Genomic DNA, 14966 nt, shown 5'->3' on the forward strand with positions numbered 1-14966 from the left:
GGGCATGGGTAGTGTCACGATGCGGAAATGCCAAATACAAAACGCTCAGGAAATACTTCCGAACAGGAAAAGTGATATTAAGCAATGGGGATGAAAGGAAGGACAAGTGGATTTTCCAAACTAAGGATGGTTTACGACTCCAAAAACACGCCGGGACTCCCATTGTCTACCACACGCTGGTCAGACCAAACGCATCGACGTATGACGGAAATTGGGTCTACTGGGCAACGAGGAGAGGGAAATCGCCAGAAATCTCAAACCGAGAAGCCAAACTGCTAAAAGACCAAAAAGGCAAATGCAAATGGTGCGGGCAGCACTTCACTATCGAAGACCAGTTGGAGACCGACCACATCATCCCTCGAAGCCTTGGCGGAAAGGATGATTATAAAAACCTCCAGTTGCTGCACAGCCACTGTCACGATGCCAAAACTGCCATAGATGGCAGTCAAAGCAAGAGTCGTGCTCATGACAACGAGACGGCTGAACTAGGAGCCGTGTGAGGTGAAAGTCTCATGCACGGTTGGAGAATGGGAGGGGGAGAAGGTGACTTCTCTCTCGACCCCTAATCCGGCGTTGCGGCGCCCCCGTCGGTGCAGTTCCCCCCCATCTTGCGAGCGAAAATCATGGATCGTTTGATGCGACAGTTGAAATCCTTGCCCTGGCGGTGGCTCCTGCAGAGTGCCGGGGTCGTCACCGCCATCGTGGCGGCGATCGAATTGCTGCTGCTGTCGGGTTTGACCTATTTTCCGCCCCTCGGACAGGCGCTCTCGTTCCTCTATTCCCCCCCCCTGGGAATGCTGACACCCGTCCTGATCGCGATCGGCGTGGGGGTAATGGCAGTTTATTTATTGGAACTGTGGAACCAGCGCTTCGTGCTCAACGCCGGGAGCCTGTGGGCGCTGATGGGTTGCCTGCTCCTCGCCCTGTGGGTGAAATCCTTGCTCCCCATCCCGCCGATTTTGATCGGCTTGTCGCGCCTTTCTTTGATCGGGATTTTGATCGGCGTTTCCTGGAAAGGAAGGCCCTATTTTCGTTAAACAATCCGGCCCGATCGCCCGCCCATTCGCGTAGCGTGCCCGTAGCCCGATCGCCCCTAAGATGCCGCAGCCATAATTTGAAAGGCCCTGAATAAATTGAATCCGGTATAGATAAAAAAGAACCAAAAAATACCGACAATCATCAGGGTCAGGCGTTCTAAATTCGGGAACCTTCGGGAGATTCGGACGGCAACAAAATAGAGCAATCCGAGGACGCAGCAGCCGACAAAATAATTGGCGAGGGTTTGCAGCCCCAGCAGCCATCCCCGCGCATATTCATTTTGAACGCCCGGGACGCCGAAAAGCCACAAAACAAGTCCGACCAAGCACAGAATCACCGTCGCCCCCATAAATAAAAGGGTTCCTTGTTTGACAAGCGTGATGCGATCGCCTTTGTTCATATCACCTCAAACCACCCGTTTGGGGGTTGACAAAATACCTCAAATATACAACGTTGGCGATCCTCGACGAAGGACGCGATTGACATCCCGCACCAACTATTTTACTATGTAGTTAATTATTCAATTAATACCCGATCGCCGAAATTGGGAAAGGAGGAGAAATGCTATTTCGCCAGCTATTCGACGCCGAAACGAGTACCTATACTTATCTGATCGCCGATCCGGCCACGAAAGAAGCGGCATTGGTCGATCCGGTGGTCGAACAAGTCGATCGCGACCTGAAGCTGATCGGGGAATTGGGGTTGACGTTGCGGTATTGCCTCGAAACCCACATCCACGCCGACCACGTGACGGGGACAGGCCGACTGCGGCAGTTGACCGGATGTGAGGGCATCGTACCCCAAAACGCCAACGCCGCCTGTGCCGATCGCTACATCGGGGACGGAGAAACGATAAAAATCGGCGAAATTTCCATCCTCGCGATCGCCACACCGGGCCACACCGACAGCCACGCGGCCTACCTCATCAACGGCGATCGGGTGCTGACGGGGGATTCGCTGCTGATCCGGGGATGCGGACGCACCGACTTCCAAAGCGGCGACGCGGGAATTCTCTACGATGTCATCGTCGGCCAACTGTTTTCCCTCCCCGACGAAACCCTCGTCTATCCGGGCCACGATTACCGGGGCCACACCGTCTCCACCATCGGCGAAGAAAAGCAACACAATCCCCGCTTCGCCGGACAGGACCGCGACAGTTTCATCGAGTTGATGGACAACCTCAACCTTCCCAACCCCAAGAAAATCATGGAAGCCGTCCCCGCCAACGAACGGTGTGGCAAAATTCCAGCTTTCTTGTAATTGTCGGATGAGATCGACCGGTTCAAAAGGGGAACGCTACAGGAAAAAACCGAGTTCGCTTCCAGCCGGTTTTTTCCTCTCCCCCAATTCTCAATTTTAATCAAAATTAACCGACCCAAAATCTGGGTATTAAAACAATGATAATTTGGATCATCGGACATATCCTCGCCGTCTGTATCGGCCTGAGTCTCGGTTTGATGGGCGGTGGCGGATCGATTTTGGCCGTCCCGGTTCTCGTTTATATTATGGGAATGGGGGCGAAGGAGGCGATCGCGATGAGTTTGGCGATCGTCGGTTCCGTCAGTTTGCTGGGGGTTGTCTCCCACTGGCGGCAGGGAAATGTCAACCTCAAAACCTTCGCAATTTTTACCCCCACGGCGATGGCGGGGGCCTATCTGGGTGCGCGTCTGGCTTCCCTCCCCTGGATCACCGATACCGTTCAAATGATTTGTTTCGGCGCGATCGCTTTTTTAGCCAGCGTGTTGATGCTGTTCCGCACCAACAAACCCGCCCCGTCGGCGAAACCCGCCTCCCCCTCCCGGTATTCCAAATGGCTGCTGATTCCCGCCGGGGGGTTGGGTGTCGGGGTGCTGACCGGATTCGTGGGCGTCGGGGGCGGCTTCGCGATCGTCCCCGTCCTGGTGTTGGTGGCCGGAATTCCCATGAAAGAGGCGGTCGGGACTTCGCTGTTGATCATCAGCTTCAACGCGATCGCGGGAATTATGGGCTATTTGGGGCAGGCGGCGATCGACTGGAACCTCGCCCTTTCGATGGCGATCGCAGCCAGTGCCGGGACCCTCGGCGGCGCCTATTTGAACCAATTTATCGACGCGAGACGGCTGCAAAAACTGTTCGGTTTCTTCGTCCTCGGCGTGGCGACGGTGGTGCTGTTGCAACATTAACAAAAATTGGAAATTGCACTATCATCGAGATCGATTGGCTCTGCAATTGAGGGAACGACGGTGCAACTTCTGCGGCTGCGATATGTCCTCATATTTGGTTTGACGGCATTGCTGGCGGGGGGTCTGAGTTGGGGGCTGCCCCAATTTGCGATCGCCCAAGATCCCCCCACCCCCTTTGAACAGCATCGGAGCGATTTGCCCGTCCCCTCGCCCCAGTTGGCGATCGCGCCCGCCGTCCCCGTGGACAGCCAGTCCGTCACCTACGGAACCCTCTACGGCCGGCCCTCCGTCGGGTTTCTCGCCCGTCCCGCCGATGCCGAGGGACCCCTTCCCGCTTTGATCGTGATTCACGAATGGTGGGGACTCAACGAGAATATCAAAGCCATGACCGAAAAACTGGCGGGGGAGGGATATACGGCGTTGGCGGTAGACCTCTACGGCGGAAAAGTAGCCGAAACCCCCGATCGCGCCCGAGAATTGGTGACGGCGGCGAGGGAAAATCCCGACGCCCTCCGGGACAACCTCCGCGACGCCTACCGCTATCTCGAAGAAGAGGAAAACGCCCCCACAATTGCCAGCATCGGCTGGTGTTTCGGCGGCACCTGGTCCCTCAACACGGCATTATTGTTTCCCGAACAACTCGACGCGGCGGTAATTTACTACGGCGGCGGCATCGAAACCGACCCGGAAAAACTGAAGACTTTGGAAATGCCAATTTTGGGTATTTTTGGAGAGTTGGACGACAATCCCTCCCCGGAAACCGCCCGCGAATTTGAATCAACCCTCAAAGATTTGGGAAAATCGGTCGATGTCTACATTTACGAAAATGCCGACCACGCCTTCGCCAACCCGTCCGGAACCCGCTACAATCCGGAGGCGGCGGCGGACGCGAGTGAGCGGACTTTGGAGTTTTTAAACCGACATTTGAAATGATATAAAGAAGCATCCCCCCCAGCCCCCATCCCCCCCAGCCCCCCTTTGAAAGGGGGGAGAAGGGGGGAGAAGGGGGGAGGAAGGGGGGAGAATGGTCTTAAAAGTCCCCCTTATTAAGGGGGATTTAGGGGGATCAGACCTGTGCAATTGGGAGCAAAAACCCTCATTCGATAAATTGTAAGTTTTCTTCTCGAATCTTAGCCGCAGCATCATCATATAAGAACGGTAGATAAGCGTACCGACGCCCTGCTGTTACAGGAGTCGCCTCGTGTAGAAGGGAACAGGAAAAAACGATCGCCCCCCCGGCGGGTACGGTGTAGGTTTGACAGCCAAACTCCGGAAAACGGAGCATTCCGCCCTCGTATTCTCCGGTATTCAGATTGACGGAAACGGCAAATCGGCGATGGGCCGTACCTTTGGTTGTATTGTCTCGGTGGGGGCGGAAAAAGCCGCGATCGCTGCTATCGTAGCAGGCGACAATATGTCGCTCAATTCTCGTCGCTTGAAACTGAAAAGCTTTCTGAATTTCCGGCGCCAACCGATTGTGGATGCGAAACATGGCAGTCGATCGCAAATCCGGATCGAGAATTGTCTGATCGCGACGACGCTTAAATGTGGGATCTTTAATGCCAACTGTCTTGCCGTCCTTTTCTCGCATAAATCCCGATTCTTGACCGCCATGTTGATGATAGTAAGCCATTAATTTTCGACAAAGTTCGGGTTCAAAAATCCGGGGTACGACCAAGACGGGAGCTTGTACTTGTGCTCTTGCTTCGAGTGGAATTGGAGGGAGTTTTGGAAGGATTGAAATCAGGTAAGGGATATGATTTTCGGGTTGAACTCCAAAGGGAATAATTCCCCAGACGCGCAAACGTTCGTCCAGGATATAAGTGCAGTGATGGTAAACTCCGTCGGAGTCTATAACACGGTAAAGCTCGGAAATTTTATGGTCGAAATCCCAAAAAACACGCAGTGCCGGTATCAGGGAATTTAATCGCTGTTTTTGTTGGTCTTCTGGGTCAGTGCTGACCGCAAAAAAACACCATGATGAGCTCTCGATCGCCCCTTGAAATCTGACCAAATCTTCGAGTATTTTTGGGAGGACGCGATCGCTGCTCGAATTGAGGAAACAGAGGATGACATATCTTCCGCCCAGTGTCGAAAAGTGAAATAAGGGGTTGATATTCGACTCAGCCGAAAACCAAGGAGCCGGCTCTCCCAGTGACAAAAACATTGTTAATATTTTAAGTCGGTACTGTTTGCAGGGTAAGAGGACGAGTTCGCCGATCATTTGTTCCCCAGAAATGGCAGATCATCAACATCGACAATTAGAATCCGACGCAGCGGCTAAGATGGCGGCGGCAGGAGAACCCGGTTTTCTTCTATATTAACGATCGCCAAATGCACGATCGCATCCCCCTGATTCACCAGGGGATTTTGTTGGTAGCCCAACACCACACCGTCACCGGGCGATCGCACCTTGAAACTCGCCCCCCCGAAGGCATCGGAAATCACCCCCAATATTTGCCGCTTGTAAACCCGCTCTCCCAACTCCACCTGAAGTTGTAACATTCCGCTGCGGGAAGCCCGCACCCACAGGGTCGTTTTCACTTCGATGGGGTCGAGGGAGACCCCCTGAAATTGGAAATCGTACATATCCAAAGCCGCCATCACCCGCAAAATTCCTTCGACGCCGATATGAATGGCTTGGGAATTAAATCGCAACGCCTCCCCCGCCTCGTAAAGGAGAACCGGAATGCCTTTTTGGGTGGCAGCCTGCCGCAGGGAACCGTCCCGGATTTGGGAGTGGACGATCGCCGGAGCCCCGAACGCCTTCGCACATTGGTAGGTGATGGGGTCATATAAATTCGCCCGAATTTGTGGTAAATTGTGGCGGTGGGCAGAGGCGGTGTGCAAATCGATGCCGTGGGTGGAACGGCTGACGATTTCTTCCATAAATAAATTCGCCAGACGGGAGGCGAGACTACCTCTTTTTGACCCCGGAAAAGAGCGGTTCAAATCCCGGCGATCGGGCAAATATCGGGACTGTTCGATAAATCCAAAAACATTGACGATGGGAACCGCGATCAGTGTCCCCCGCAATTTGTGGGGGGAAATTTGCTGCAAAACCCGGTGGATGATTTCCACGCCGTTGAGTTCGTCCCCGTGAATGGCTGCACTCACCCACAGCGTCGGCCCGTCTGCGAAGCCGTTGATCGCCACGACGGGGAGGGAAAGCATCGTTTGTGTAGGAAGGCGGGCTACCGGAATTTCGATTCGCCGTTGCTGTGCGGGGGGGATTTTCGTACCGCCAATTTCGATCATTCTGAACTTTGGAACCGTCTCGGGTGAAGGGATAAACTTTGATTATAACACTACGGGAATCGATGGAGACAGCCGGGAATTTTCACCACTCCAGGCACAGAGTACACGGAGAAAGAATGAATGGGTCTTCACCTAAATGGGTACTGCTATTGGCGAAGAAGCGAGATTTTGGAATTAACCTGATGCCGAGAAACCGGGTTTCTATGGGAAGTTCTGATATCCAATCAAGATGCTTTTAGAAACCCGGTTTCTGAGTCGAACACCCCAAATGTTGCAATCCCAGGAAGATTGCCGCGACGGTTCCGGCGACTCGGATTTCTCCCCGGGCGATCGCATCCATGACTTCGGCGAGGGGGATGAGAAGCACCTGGATGTCTTCGGTGATGTCGGGTCGGGTTTCCTGTTGTAGTCGCACGTTTTCGGCGAGGAACAGGTGGACGGAGTTGGTGTCCTTGACGGGATTATCGTGGAGGGTGGCCAGGGGAATTAGCGATTCGGCGACGTAGCCGGTTTCCTCGGTGAGTTCCCGGGCGGCGGCGGATGCCGGGGTTTCCACTGCCGGATCGAAGGCTCCGGCGGGCAGTTCGGTCAAAATCTCGCCGACGCCGTGGCGGTATTGGCGGACGAACACGATTTGCCGATCTGCAGTGACGGGAAACACCAGGGCCACGTCGGGCCGGATGTTGATAAAAAAATCGTCTACAATCTCCCCGTTTGGGAGGGCGACGGTATCGCGGCGAACCCGACACCAGCGGCGATCGAGGATCATTTGCGATCGCACTCGTTTCCATTTTTGGATCATGGGCAGAGTGGAAAGTGGAAAGTGAAAAGTGAAAAGTGAAAAGTGAAAAGTGAGTGGAGGAGGAGACTTGGAAGTGGGTTGGCAACCGGAGACGGTTGCCCCTACGGATTTTCCCTTCCATTTTTTCCCCACACCCCACCGAGCACACCTGTTGCCCTGAGCGGCTCGCCCTGAGCGCAGTCGAAGGGAGTCGAAGGGCCACACCCCACCGAGCACACCCCATCTCGATCTTGCATTTCGACCCCCAATATGATAATAAAGGTTGAGGCTCGCTTCCCCACAAACCCAGCTTTTCTCAAACCACTTTTGACGCAACACCCATGCAGATGGACAACTCCGAACCGAGATTTTTGCCGGCCGCACGTCCGCGCCTTGGGGAACGTCGGTTTCCCCGCCCGTTGAAATGGGGGATCGCCACGGTAATGGCTGCCGCCATTGTCGGGGGGGAAGCGATCGCCCGCGTCGTCGCCGCCGCCATCCCCAACTGGAACCTCAACCCGGAGACGGGCCGGGTGGAGGTGCAACTTCCCCAGGGAGTCCGGCCCGAACTGGCCGTCGTGGCGAACCCGACCCGCATCGTCCTCGACTTGCCGAATACGGAAGTGGGGGTGGATGTCACGGAACTCTACGAGTCCGGCGTGGTGCGCCGGGTCAGCCTCACCCAATTTCAGCCGGACATCGCCCGCATCACCGTGGATTTCGCCCCCGGCTTGGTTCTGGATGCCGAAGAAATCGACCTGCGGCAGATTGGGGTCGAGAATCAGTGGGTGCTGCGTCCGAATGCGATCCAATTGCCGCCGCCCGAACCGGCGACCCCCGCCGAACCGGCCGCGACGATTCGCACCCCCACCCGGGTGTCCGAAGCATCTCCGCCGCCGCCGGGAACCCGGATGGCAGAAACGGCCCCGGCCGCGCCGCCGCCGGCCCGCATCGACCCGCTCCCCGATTCCCGGGCGATCCTGCCCAACCCCCAACCGGAATTCTATCCCGGCGTGAGTTTGCTGCAAGTTCCCCTGGACCGCAGCGATCGCATCACCCTCCTGCCGGCCGAGGCTCCCCCCGTCGCCCCCGGTCCGGTTGCAGTGGGGGAACAAATTCTCCCGCCGGCGACGACGGCGACGGTCATTCCCTTCGGCGAACCCCTCCCCTCGCCACCCGGAAGGACGCGGATTGTGCCCCGGCGGGGAGAGCGGTTCCCCCGGATTCTCTTGCCCGCCGGAACGACGTTGACCCTGAGATACCCGGCGCCCGACGACGTGCGCCTGCCCTCCGGCAACGATCGCCAGGATGTCATGCTTTTGGAAGGGGGAATTGTGGACGAGGGGGGAAATTTCGTCGTCCCGCCGGAAACCCCCGTGGTGGGGCAGTTTGAAACCACGAACCGGGGCAGCCGCTTCGTCGTCCGAGCCATCAATTTGGAGGGGCGCAGCATTCCCGTGGAGGCTGAATCGACCTTTATTCCCGGCACCCGGGAAATCCGGGGGGAAAATGTGGCGATCGGAACGGGGATCGGCGGTTTGGGCGGATTCCTGGTCAGCGGCTTCGAGGGTTTGGGATTGCTCATCGGCGCCGTCGGAGGCGCGGCGGTGGGGGCGATCACATCCCCCCAGCCCACCACGTTGGAACCGGGCCAGACCGTCGAGATTCGCCTGCTCGAAGATCTGGCCCTGCGGGATTTCGTGCGGCCGGTTCCGGTGGTGGAAACCGGGCCGCCGTTTTAGAAGCGATCGGATTCGGGGCGGGGACGGGTGGGAACTAAGCCCGGTTGGTTGAGAAAGTCGTTCTCGGCGCTATTGTTTTGATAGATACAGTTGATTTCGGGTTCGTTGTCGAGTTCTCCCGTAAAGCCGAAGGTGTTCATCCGCTGCTTGCACTCTCGTTCCTGGTCGGAGGTGATCAGATTTCGCTGTTTGAGAAGGTTCCAGTTGCTGGTGCGGAGGACGCATCCGGGCTGCATTTTGGGTCGGGCGACGTAGACGTTGAAGGGGTTGAGGGTGACGAATACCCGCAAGTCCGTGACCATGGCGCTGGCCCCGAATTTGACGCAAATTTCCGGGTCGGGGGCACTGCGATCGATAAATTCGCTGGATGCGACATTCTCCGGGGTGAACGTGGTGGTGGAGCTGATGGCCATGCCGATGCCAATGCCCAAAACGAGAACGCCTCCGATCACCGCGAGGGCGGTGTAGTTGAAGACGGAAGACTTGGCTGTGGTGGGCTTGGTTCTACGTTTCATCTGCCGAGCGATCGCTTAGATTAAAATGGGTGTCACTGGTTCGCCCTCTATTGTAGACGCTCCGATCGCGATCGGGCGCACCCATCGAGAGCCTGGAGGGTGTCGCGACCTGTTCCGATTCTCGGCGAACGGCATCGGAAACCCGTCTGGCTGGGGGTTTCGTTCTTCCCCGTCCCGCCAACTGCCGCTGTCCCCTGATTCTTGCACCCTTGTCGGTTTTGATAGGATTCTTTAAACTATTTTAAAGATCGATATTTCTGAATTTTTTGATTCACATCTATACTGTACTCTCATCGGAGGAAATCGTCCCGTGTCAACTCAAACCGTAGAAAAGCGTTCTACCACTCGGAAACTGGCACCGCGCTATCGGGTTTTGCTTCACAACGATGAATATAACCCGATGGAATATGTGGTGCAGGTCTTGCTGCAAACGGTCCCCAGCCTCACCCAACCCCAGGCGGTCAGCATCATGATGGAAGCCCACACGAACGGGCTGGCTTTGGTGATCACCTGCGCCCAGGAACACGCTGAATTTTACTGCGAAACGTTGAAAACTCACGGCCTCACCAGCACCATCGAACCGGATGAGTAAGGGAAAAAAATCAAATCCCCATTTCCCTCTCCGCCCGCCGTCTCAAAATGGCGATCGCCCGAACGTTAATTTCCATCATATCGGCGATCGCTCCTTCCCCATCCGCCTGGGAATTTTTATTAGCCTATTGCTGCTCATTTGGCTTCCCCTCGCCATTCCTATATATGGGCTGGTGGACGATCCCAATTGGGTCAGTATCATCACCCTGGCGCTCCTTTACGGCGAATTTATCGCCCTGCTGAAAATGTGGGGACGGCGGGTTTACAACGACCCCCAAATGCTGCGATCCTGCGGCTTGGAATTCAGTCAATCGACCGGCCGAAATTGTGCGATCGGCTTCGGCATTGGCTGCGGCGGCGTTTTCATTTTATTCGCGATCGCCACCGCCTTGGGAGGAGTTATTTGGGAACCTTTGCCCCCCACATTTTCCCGTATTTTTATCGAGGGATTATTGGTCGCTCTGGGGGTGGGATTCGCCGAAGAATTGTTCTTTCGCGGCTGGCTGCTGGAAGAACTGCGGCGAGACTATTCCCCGGCGATCGCACTGTGGTTAAATAGTACCTTATTTGCAATTTTGCACTTTATTAAACCCCCCGAAGAAATCTTGCGGACGTGGCTGCAATTCCCCGGACTATTGCTGTTGGGAATGATATTAATTTGGGCGAAAGATGCCACCCGCAGCCAAACCAACCCCCACGGTTCTCTCTCAGTCGCGATCGGCCTCCACGCCGGTTTGGTGTGGAGTTACTATTTAGTCAATGTGGGGGAATTGGCGACCTATTCCGGAACCCTCCCCGAATGGATCACCGGCATCGATCGCAACCCCCTGGCGGGAGTATTGGGATTACTCTGTCTGGGCGAAATGGCAATCCTAATTCGACGCCTTCGCCTCCCGGTAAAATAGCCGAAACGGGGAAGTCGAAAAGGGCCATTAATTGTTAATTGTTAATTGTTAATTGTTAATTATTAATTGTTAATTGTTACCACGCCGGATCGACGTACAGATTGACGGTCATTTTTTCCCGTCCGGGGGGAACCGAACTGATGCAGGCACAGATCGCCTCTCCGTCGTCGAGCTCCACCTCGCAGGCGTGACAGGAGCCCATCAAACAACCCGTGGGGATGGAAACCCCGGCGCGATCGGCCACTTCCAACATGGGTTCGCCCGGTTCGGCATCGACGGTGACATCATCCGGTAAAAATTGAATCTTCATGGGTTCTCTGAAATCGACGGACAACCAATTGATTCGATCGCTCTTAAATAATGATAGCACAATTTGAAATAAAGTGCGATCGCCCCTTTTGGAATCACCCCAAAATCCGTTGTTGGGCTTCAGCGCCTCCGGGGCTAAAGCCCAACAACGAATGATCGACTATTCAGCAAGTCTCCGAACCGTCCCCGATCGGGTCGCAACATTTCCGCCAACTCTTCTATATTAAATTTTTGATTTTTTTTGGCAACGGGATGCGATCGGCCGCCGGATCGGTTGACTTCGGCAAATATCGGGGCGGAATTTGTAGTACAATTAACCCAGGATTTCAAACGCCGCGATCGCCATCATGCGTCAATGTCTCAACCCCGCCTGTCTCCATCTCAACCCCGACAGTTACCGGTTTTGCCAACAATGCAGCGACAAACTGCTACTGATGGAACGCTACTGGGCGAAACGCATTCTCGGACAGGGGGGATTCGGGCGGACGTTCCTGGCCGTCGATGAGTTCAAACCCTCCAAACCGCCCTGCGTCATCAAGCAGTTTTTTCCGAGAGCCCAGGGGACGGAAAACCTGCAAAAAGCCGCCGAACTGTTCGACCAAGAAGCCCGCCGTTTGGAGGAACTGGGCAGACATCCCCAAATTCCCAACCTTTTGGCGTATTTTACGGCGGATAACCGCCAATATTTGGTGCAAGAATTGATCGACGGCAAAACGTTGCGACAAGAATCGAGCGATCGCGGCAATTTTCGGGAAGATGACATTTGGGAAATCTTACACGAACTGTTGACCGTGTTGCAATTCGTCCACGATCGCCGGGTCATTCACCGAGATATAAAACCGGAAAATATCATCCGGAATCAAACAGAAAATAAATTGGTATTGGTCGATTTTGGAGCGGCTAAGAAAGTATCTTATCCCGCCCACTGCGCCCCGGAAACCATCATCGGATCTGCACCTTATTGCGCCCCGGAACAGGCGATGGGAAAACCGAAGTTTGCCAGCGATCTATACAGTTTGGGGGTGACGTGCCTACATTTGTTAACCCGGATGAGTCCCTCTGAATTGTATGATGAGAACGAAGCGAAATGGGTGTGGCGGAATGATTTGCGCGGAAATCGAGTCGGCGACGAACTCGGCGATATTTTAGATCGTTTGGTGGCACGGCAGATCAAAGCGCGGTATCAATCCGTCCGGGAAGTGATCGAGGATTTGCGATGCGCCCCGACGACAATTATCAGCCAACCACCCCGAACGAATTGCTTTCAATTTACGACCGTTCAAGTCGATGAAAGGGGGCGGGAAATCAATCGAAGCAGCCGTCGCACGGAATCTATGATCGAAGACCTGGGAGATGGAATGACTTTGGAACTCGCCTCAATTCCGGGAGGGACATTTACGATGGGATCGCCGGACGATGAAGAGGGAAGGTGGGCCGATGAAAGCCCGCAACATGAAGTGAATATTCAACCCTTTTTGATGGGCAAATATATCGTCACCCAGAGTCAATGGAAACGGGTGGCGAACTTCCCGAAAATTCTGCGAGAACTCGACCCGGAACCGGCGCGATTTAAAGGGGAAAATCGTCCGGTGGAACGGGTGAACTGGTACGACGCGATCGAATTTTGCGCCCGACTGTCCGAAACGACTGGAAAACGCTACCGACTCCCCAGCGAAGCCGAGTGGGAATATGCCTGTCGCGCCGGAACGCGCACCCCCTTCTATTTCGGCCCGACCCTGACGACAGATTTGGCAAATTATCGGGGAACGGATTGGGAAAACCACCATCAAATTTACAGGGGATTTTACGGTGCAGGCCCGAGGGGAATTTACCGCGAAAAGACGACGCCGGTCGGCTACTTTCAAATTGCCAACGCTTTCGGTTTGTACGATATGCACGGAAATGTTTGGGAATGGTGCGCCGACCCCTGGCATCAAAATTACGGCGGTGCGCCCCAGGACGGTCGAGTTTGGGACGAAATTTATAATGAGAATTGCTATCAAAATTACGCCGAATATTTAATAGTTTTACACGGCGACGATCGCCGCCGCGTCACCCGGGGCGGTTCGTGGAATTACACCCCGAGTATCTGCCGTTCCGCCTACCGCCTCAATACCCATCCGAACAACGGATATGTCAGCCTCGGGTTTCGGGTCGTTCAAACCGAGGACTGACACTCTGAATAAGTTTTGTAAAATGACGGGTGAATGCGATCGCGATCGCGGATATACTATATTTTACAGAGCATCAGTGCCACAATCGAACATTGTAGCGACGATCAACTCCAACAGTTTGTCGAACAAAGCGGATATCGGGGGAATTACAGAGCGGCTTTGCGTCACCTGCGAAATGCCGCCAAGAATAGTGAAAACCAATAACTTCTCCGTGTCCTCCGTGCCTGGAGTGGTGAAAATTTCCGATCGCTCCCCCCAGATGCCATACAATCAGAACGGTGTGAGAGGAAGTTCGAGCAACTAACCGTTTCCTCCGCCCCAAACTCTCAAATTGGGGAAACGATCTACCATGACAACAATAATCGGCGATCCTGACAATAACGAATTGACCGCGACATCCGCAGCCGATCGCATTTTCGGTTTAGCCGGAAGCGACACCCTCAGCGGGAACGCCGGAAACGACGCCCTTCTCAACGGCAACCAAGGGGATGATTTCGTCTTCGGCGGGTTCGACGACGACATCCTTCGTGGCGGCCAGGGCAACGATTTCGTCAGCGGCGATCGCGGAAATGATATCCTGTATGGCGATCGCGGAAATGATATCCTCTACGGTGGTGGCGATCGCGATATCTTCGTCCTGAGCGGAGCGGACGCCGACACCATCGCCGACTTTGAAGACGGAATCGACGCCATCGGACTGGTGGGGCGATCGTTTGCGGATTTATCCTTAACTGTAGATAGTGGCGGGACGACCATCGCCGACAATCGGACCGGAACCCCCCTCGCCCTCGTCTTGGGAATCAGCCCCGATGCCCTCACCGCAGCGGATTTTACCGCCGATGTCACCCCCTCCCCCTTCATCAACGGCATCGCCAGCGGCGACACCACCCAAACCTCAACCGTATTGTGGACCCGCAGCAGCGAACCGGGGAACATCACCTTTGAATATTCCACCGATCCCAACTTCGCCACTATCGAGGCAACCCGTTCCGTTTTGGCGATCGATCCGGAAGTGCCCGTCCGAGTCCAACTCGACGATCTGACACCGGGAACCGATTATTACTACCGCGTCACGGCCCCCGATGGCGAAGTGGCGACGGGGGAATTTACCACCGCCAACCCCTCCGGAACCCGCGATGGCTTGCGATTCGGGGTGTCCGGCGACTTGCAGGGGGCGTTGGCGCCCTTCGTTGCCCTCAAAAATGCCGACGATCGCGATCTGGATTTCTTCGTCCAAATGGGGGACATGGTGGAGGCGGACAGCGAAACCCCCGTTTTACCCGACATCAGCCAAGCCAGCAGCCTCGAAGAATTTCGGTTGAAGCAAAATGAAATTTACGCCCAGCGTTTTGGGCTCAATACCTGGACGGATTTGCGGCAAAGTACCACCGTTTATGGCACTTGGGACGACCACGAAATTACGAGAAAAGGACGAGAGCTTGAAAGCCGTGTCTTTTTAAAGCACGGATGAAAAGCGAACGGCGACTTCAG

Annotated in this window: 16 protein-coding genes and 1 pseudogene; 10 read left to right on the top strand and 7 right to left on the bottom strand. The window is 55.1% G+C overall.

Annotated elements, in window-relative coordinates; translation table 11 throughout:
- The coding region (locus tag LKE08_RS05195) for an HNH endonuclease (protein ID WP_324703134.1) at window positions 1-500 on the top strand (500 nt) is incomplete at its 5' end.
- A gap of 123 nt (window positions 501-623) precedes the next feature.
- Window positions 624-1037 carry a peptide chain release factor 1 gene (locus LKE08_RS05200; protein ID WP_324703135.1) on the top strand — a complete coding sequence of 138 codons (414 nt, stop codon included), beginning with the start codon at window positions 624-626 and terminating at the stop codon, window positions 1035-1037.
- Between the two features lie 56 nt (window positions 1038-1093).
- Here LKE08_RS05200 and LKE08_RS05205 read toward each other — a convergent pair whose 3' ends face one another.
- Complete coding sequence (locus tag LKE08_RS05205; RefSeq protein ID WP_324703136.1) at window positions 1094-1438, bottom strand: hypothetical protein; 345 nt, start codon at window positions 1436-1438, stop codon at window positions 1094-1096.
- Between the two features lie 161 nt (window positions 1439-1599).
- On the opposite strand from LKE08_RS05205, the gene LKE08_RS05210 reads away from it, so the two are divergent.
- The 3 genes from LKE08_RS05210 to LKE08_RS05220 all read left to right on the top strand — a co-directional run bounded on the left by LKE08_RS05210 (window position 1600) and on the right by LKE08_RS05220 (window position 4133).
- Window positions 1600-2298, top strand: coding sequence for an MBL fold metallo-hydrolase (locus LKE08_RS05210; protein WP_324703137.1), 699 nt, complete (start codon window positions 1600-1602; stop codon window positions 2296-2298).
- Window positions 2299-2435: 137 nt separating this feature from the next.
- Window positions 2436-3200, top strand: a complete 765-nt coding sequence (locus LKE08_RS05215; protein ID WP_324703138.1) for a sulfite exporter TauE/SafE family protein — start codon at window positions 2436-2438, stop codon at window positions 3198-3200.
- Window positions 3201-3260: 60 nt separating this feature from the next.
- Window positions 3261-4133 (top strand): dienelactone hydrolase family protein, encoded by an 873-nt coding sequence (locus LKE08_RS05220; protein WP_324703139.1) that lies wholly within the window; start codon window positions 3261-3263, stop codon window positions 4131-4133.
- Window positions 4134-4296: 163 nt separating this feature from the next.
- Here the strand turns inward: LKE08_RS05220 and LKE08_RS05225 are convergent, their stop codons facing one another.
- The 4 genes and pseudogenes from LKE08_RS05225 to LKE08_RS05235 form a co-directional block, all read right to left on the bottom strand.
- Window positions 4297-4833, bottom strand: a complete 537-nt coding sequence (locus LKE08_RS05225) for a 2OG-Fe(II) oxygenase (RefSeq protein WP_324703140.1) — start codon at window positions 4831-4833, stop codon at window positions 4297-4299.
- A 183-nt stretch (window positions 4834-5016) separates the two neighbouring features.
- A pseudogene (locus LKE08_RS29240) lies at window positions 5017-5424 on the bottom strand (redoxin domain-containing protein); the annotation flags it as partial.
- Window positions 5425-5480: 56 nt separating this feature from the next.
- A complete protein-coding gene (locus LKE08_RS05230) occupies window positions 5481-6458 on the bottom strand; it encodes a succinylglutamate desuccinylase/aspartoacylase family protein (RefSeq protein WP_324703141.1) in 978 nt (325 codons plus the stop codon).
- 235 nt (window positions 6459-6693) lie between these two features.
- The gene (locus LKE08_RS05235) at window positions 6694-7257 is read right to left on the bottom strand and encodes an NUDIX hydrolase (RefSeq protein WP_324703149.1); all 564 of its coding nucleotides are present in this window, start codon (window positions 7255-7257) and stop codon (window positions 6694-6696) included.
- A 323-nt stretch (window positions 7258-7580) separates the two neighbouring features.
- Here LKE08_RS05235 and LKE08_RS05240 point away from each other — a divergent pair, with 323 nt between their 5' ends.
- Window positions 7581-8981, top strand: a complete 1401-nt coding sequence (locus LKE08_RS05240; protein WP_324703142.1) for an AMIN domain-containing protein — start codon at window positions 7581-7583, stop codon at window positions 8979-8981.
- Here LKE08_RS05240 and LKE08_RS05245 read toward each other — a convergent pair.
- The gene (locus LKE08_RS05245) at window positions 8978-9496 is read right to left on the bottom strand and encodes a DUF3172 domain-containing protein (protein WP_324703143.1); all 519 of its coding nucleotides are present in this window, start codon (window positions 9494-9496) and stop codon (window positions 8978-8980) included. The two genes, LKE08_RS05240 and LKE08_RS05245, sit on opposite strands and share 4 nt — an antisense overlap.
- Window positions 9497-9806: 310 nt before the next feature.
- Between LKE08_RS05245 and clpS the strand changes: the two genes are divergently transcribed.
- Complete coding sequence (clpS, locus tag LKE08_RS05250) at window positions 9807-10088, top strand: ATP-dependent Clp protease adapter ClpS (RefSeq protein ID WP_324703144.1); 282 nt, start codon at window positions 9807-9809, stop codon at window positions 10086-10088.
- Complete coding sequence (locus tag LKE08_RS05255) at window positions 10081-10992, top strand: CPBP family intramembrane glutamic endopeptidase (protein ID WP_324703145.1); 912 nt, start codon at window positions 10081-10083, stop codon at window positions 10990-10992. The genes clpS and LKE08_RS05255 overlap by 8 nt, the downstream gene beginning before the upstream one ends.
- A 76-nt stretch (window positions 10993-11068) precedes the next feature.
- On the opposite strand, the gene LKE08_RS05260 is transcribed toward LKE08_RS05255, so the two are convergent.
- The gene (locus tag LKE08_RS05260) at window positions 11069-11302 is read right to left on the bottom strand and encodes a 2Fe-2S iron-sulfur cluster binding domain-containing protein (protein ID WP_324703146.1); all 234 of its coding nucleotides are present in this window, start codon (window positions 11300-11302) and stop codon (window positions 11069-11071) included.
- A 346-nt stretch (window positions 11303-11648) separates the two neighbouring features.
- Between LKE08_RS05260 and LKE08_RS05265 the strand changes: the two genes are divergently transcribed.
- Together LKE08_RS05265 and LKE08_RS05270 are read left to right on the top strand one after the other, a co-directional pair.
- Window positions 11649-13475 carry a bifunctional serine/threonine-protein kinase/formylglycine-generating enzyme family protein gene (locus tag LKE08_RS05265; protein WP_324703147.1) on the top strand — a complete coding sequence of 609 codons (1827 nt, stop codon included), beginning with the start codon at window positions 11649-11651 and terminating at the stop codon, window positions 13473-13475.
- 349 nt (window positions 13476-13824) lie between these two features.
- A complete protein-coding gene (locus LKE08_RS05270; RefSeq protein WP_324703148.1) occupies window positions 13825-14946 on the top strand; it encodes a PhoD-like phosphatase N-terminal domain-containing protein in 1122 nt (373 codons plus the stop codon).
- The last annotated feature ends 20 nt before the right edge of the window (window positions 14947-14966 follow it).

It is taken from the genome of Lyngbya sp. CCY1209 (assembly GCF_035615495.1).
Classification (GTDB): Bacteria; Cyanobacteriota; Cyanobacteriia; order Cyanobacteriales; family Microcoleaceae; genus Limnospira.

Bases quoted from the DNA above. Each gene is read 5' to 3' on its own strand.
- LKE08_RS05200 (WP_324703135.1), top strand. From the start codon at position 624: ATGGATCGTTTGATGCGACAGTTGAAATCCTTGCCCTGGCGGTGGCTC.
- LKE08_RS05205 (WP_324703136.1), bottom strand. From the start codon at position 1,438: ATGAACAAAGGCGATCGCATCACGCTTGTCAAACAAGGAACCCTTTTA.
- LKE08_RS05210 (WP_324703137.1), top strand. From the start codon at position 1,600: ATGCTATTTCGCCAGCTATTCGACGCCGAAACGAGTACCTATACTTAT.
- LKE08_RS05215 (WP_324703138.1), top strand. From the start codon at position 2,436: ATGATAATTTGGATCATCGGACATATCCTCGCCGTCTGTATCGGCCTG.
- LKE08_RS05225 (WP_324703140.1), bottom strand. From the start codon at position 4,833: ATGGCTTACTATCATCAACATGGCGGTCAAGAATCGGGATTTATGCGA.
- LKE08_RS05230 (WP_324703141.1), bottom strand. From the start codon at position 6,458: ATGATCGAAATTGGCGGTACGAAAATCCCCCCCGCACAGCAACGGCGA.
- LKE08_RS05240 (WP_324703142.1), top strand. From the start codon at position 7,581: ATGCAGATGGACAACTCCGAACCGAGATTTTTGCCGGCCGCACGTCCG.
- LKE08_RS05245 (WP_324703143.1), bottom strand. From the start codon at position 9,496: ATGAAACGTAGAACCAAGCCCACCACAGCCAAGTCTTCCGTCTTCAAC.
- LKE08_RS05255 (WP_324703145.1), top strand. From the start codon at position 10,081: ATGAGTAAGGGAAAAAAATCAAATCCCCATTTCCCTCTCCGCCCGCCG.
- LKE08_RS05260 (WP_324703146.1), bottom strand. From the start codon at position 11,302: ATGAAGATTCAATTTTTACCGGATGATGTCACCGTCGATGCCGAACCG.
- LKE08_RS05265 (WP_324703147.1), top strand. From the start codon at position 11,649: ATGCGTCAATGTCTCAACCCCGCCTGTCTCCATCTCAACCCCGACAGT.
- LKE08_RS05270 (WP_324703148.1), top strand. From the start codon at position 13,825: ATGACAACAATAATCGGCGATCCTGACAATAACGAATTGACCGCGACA.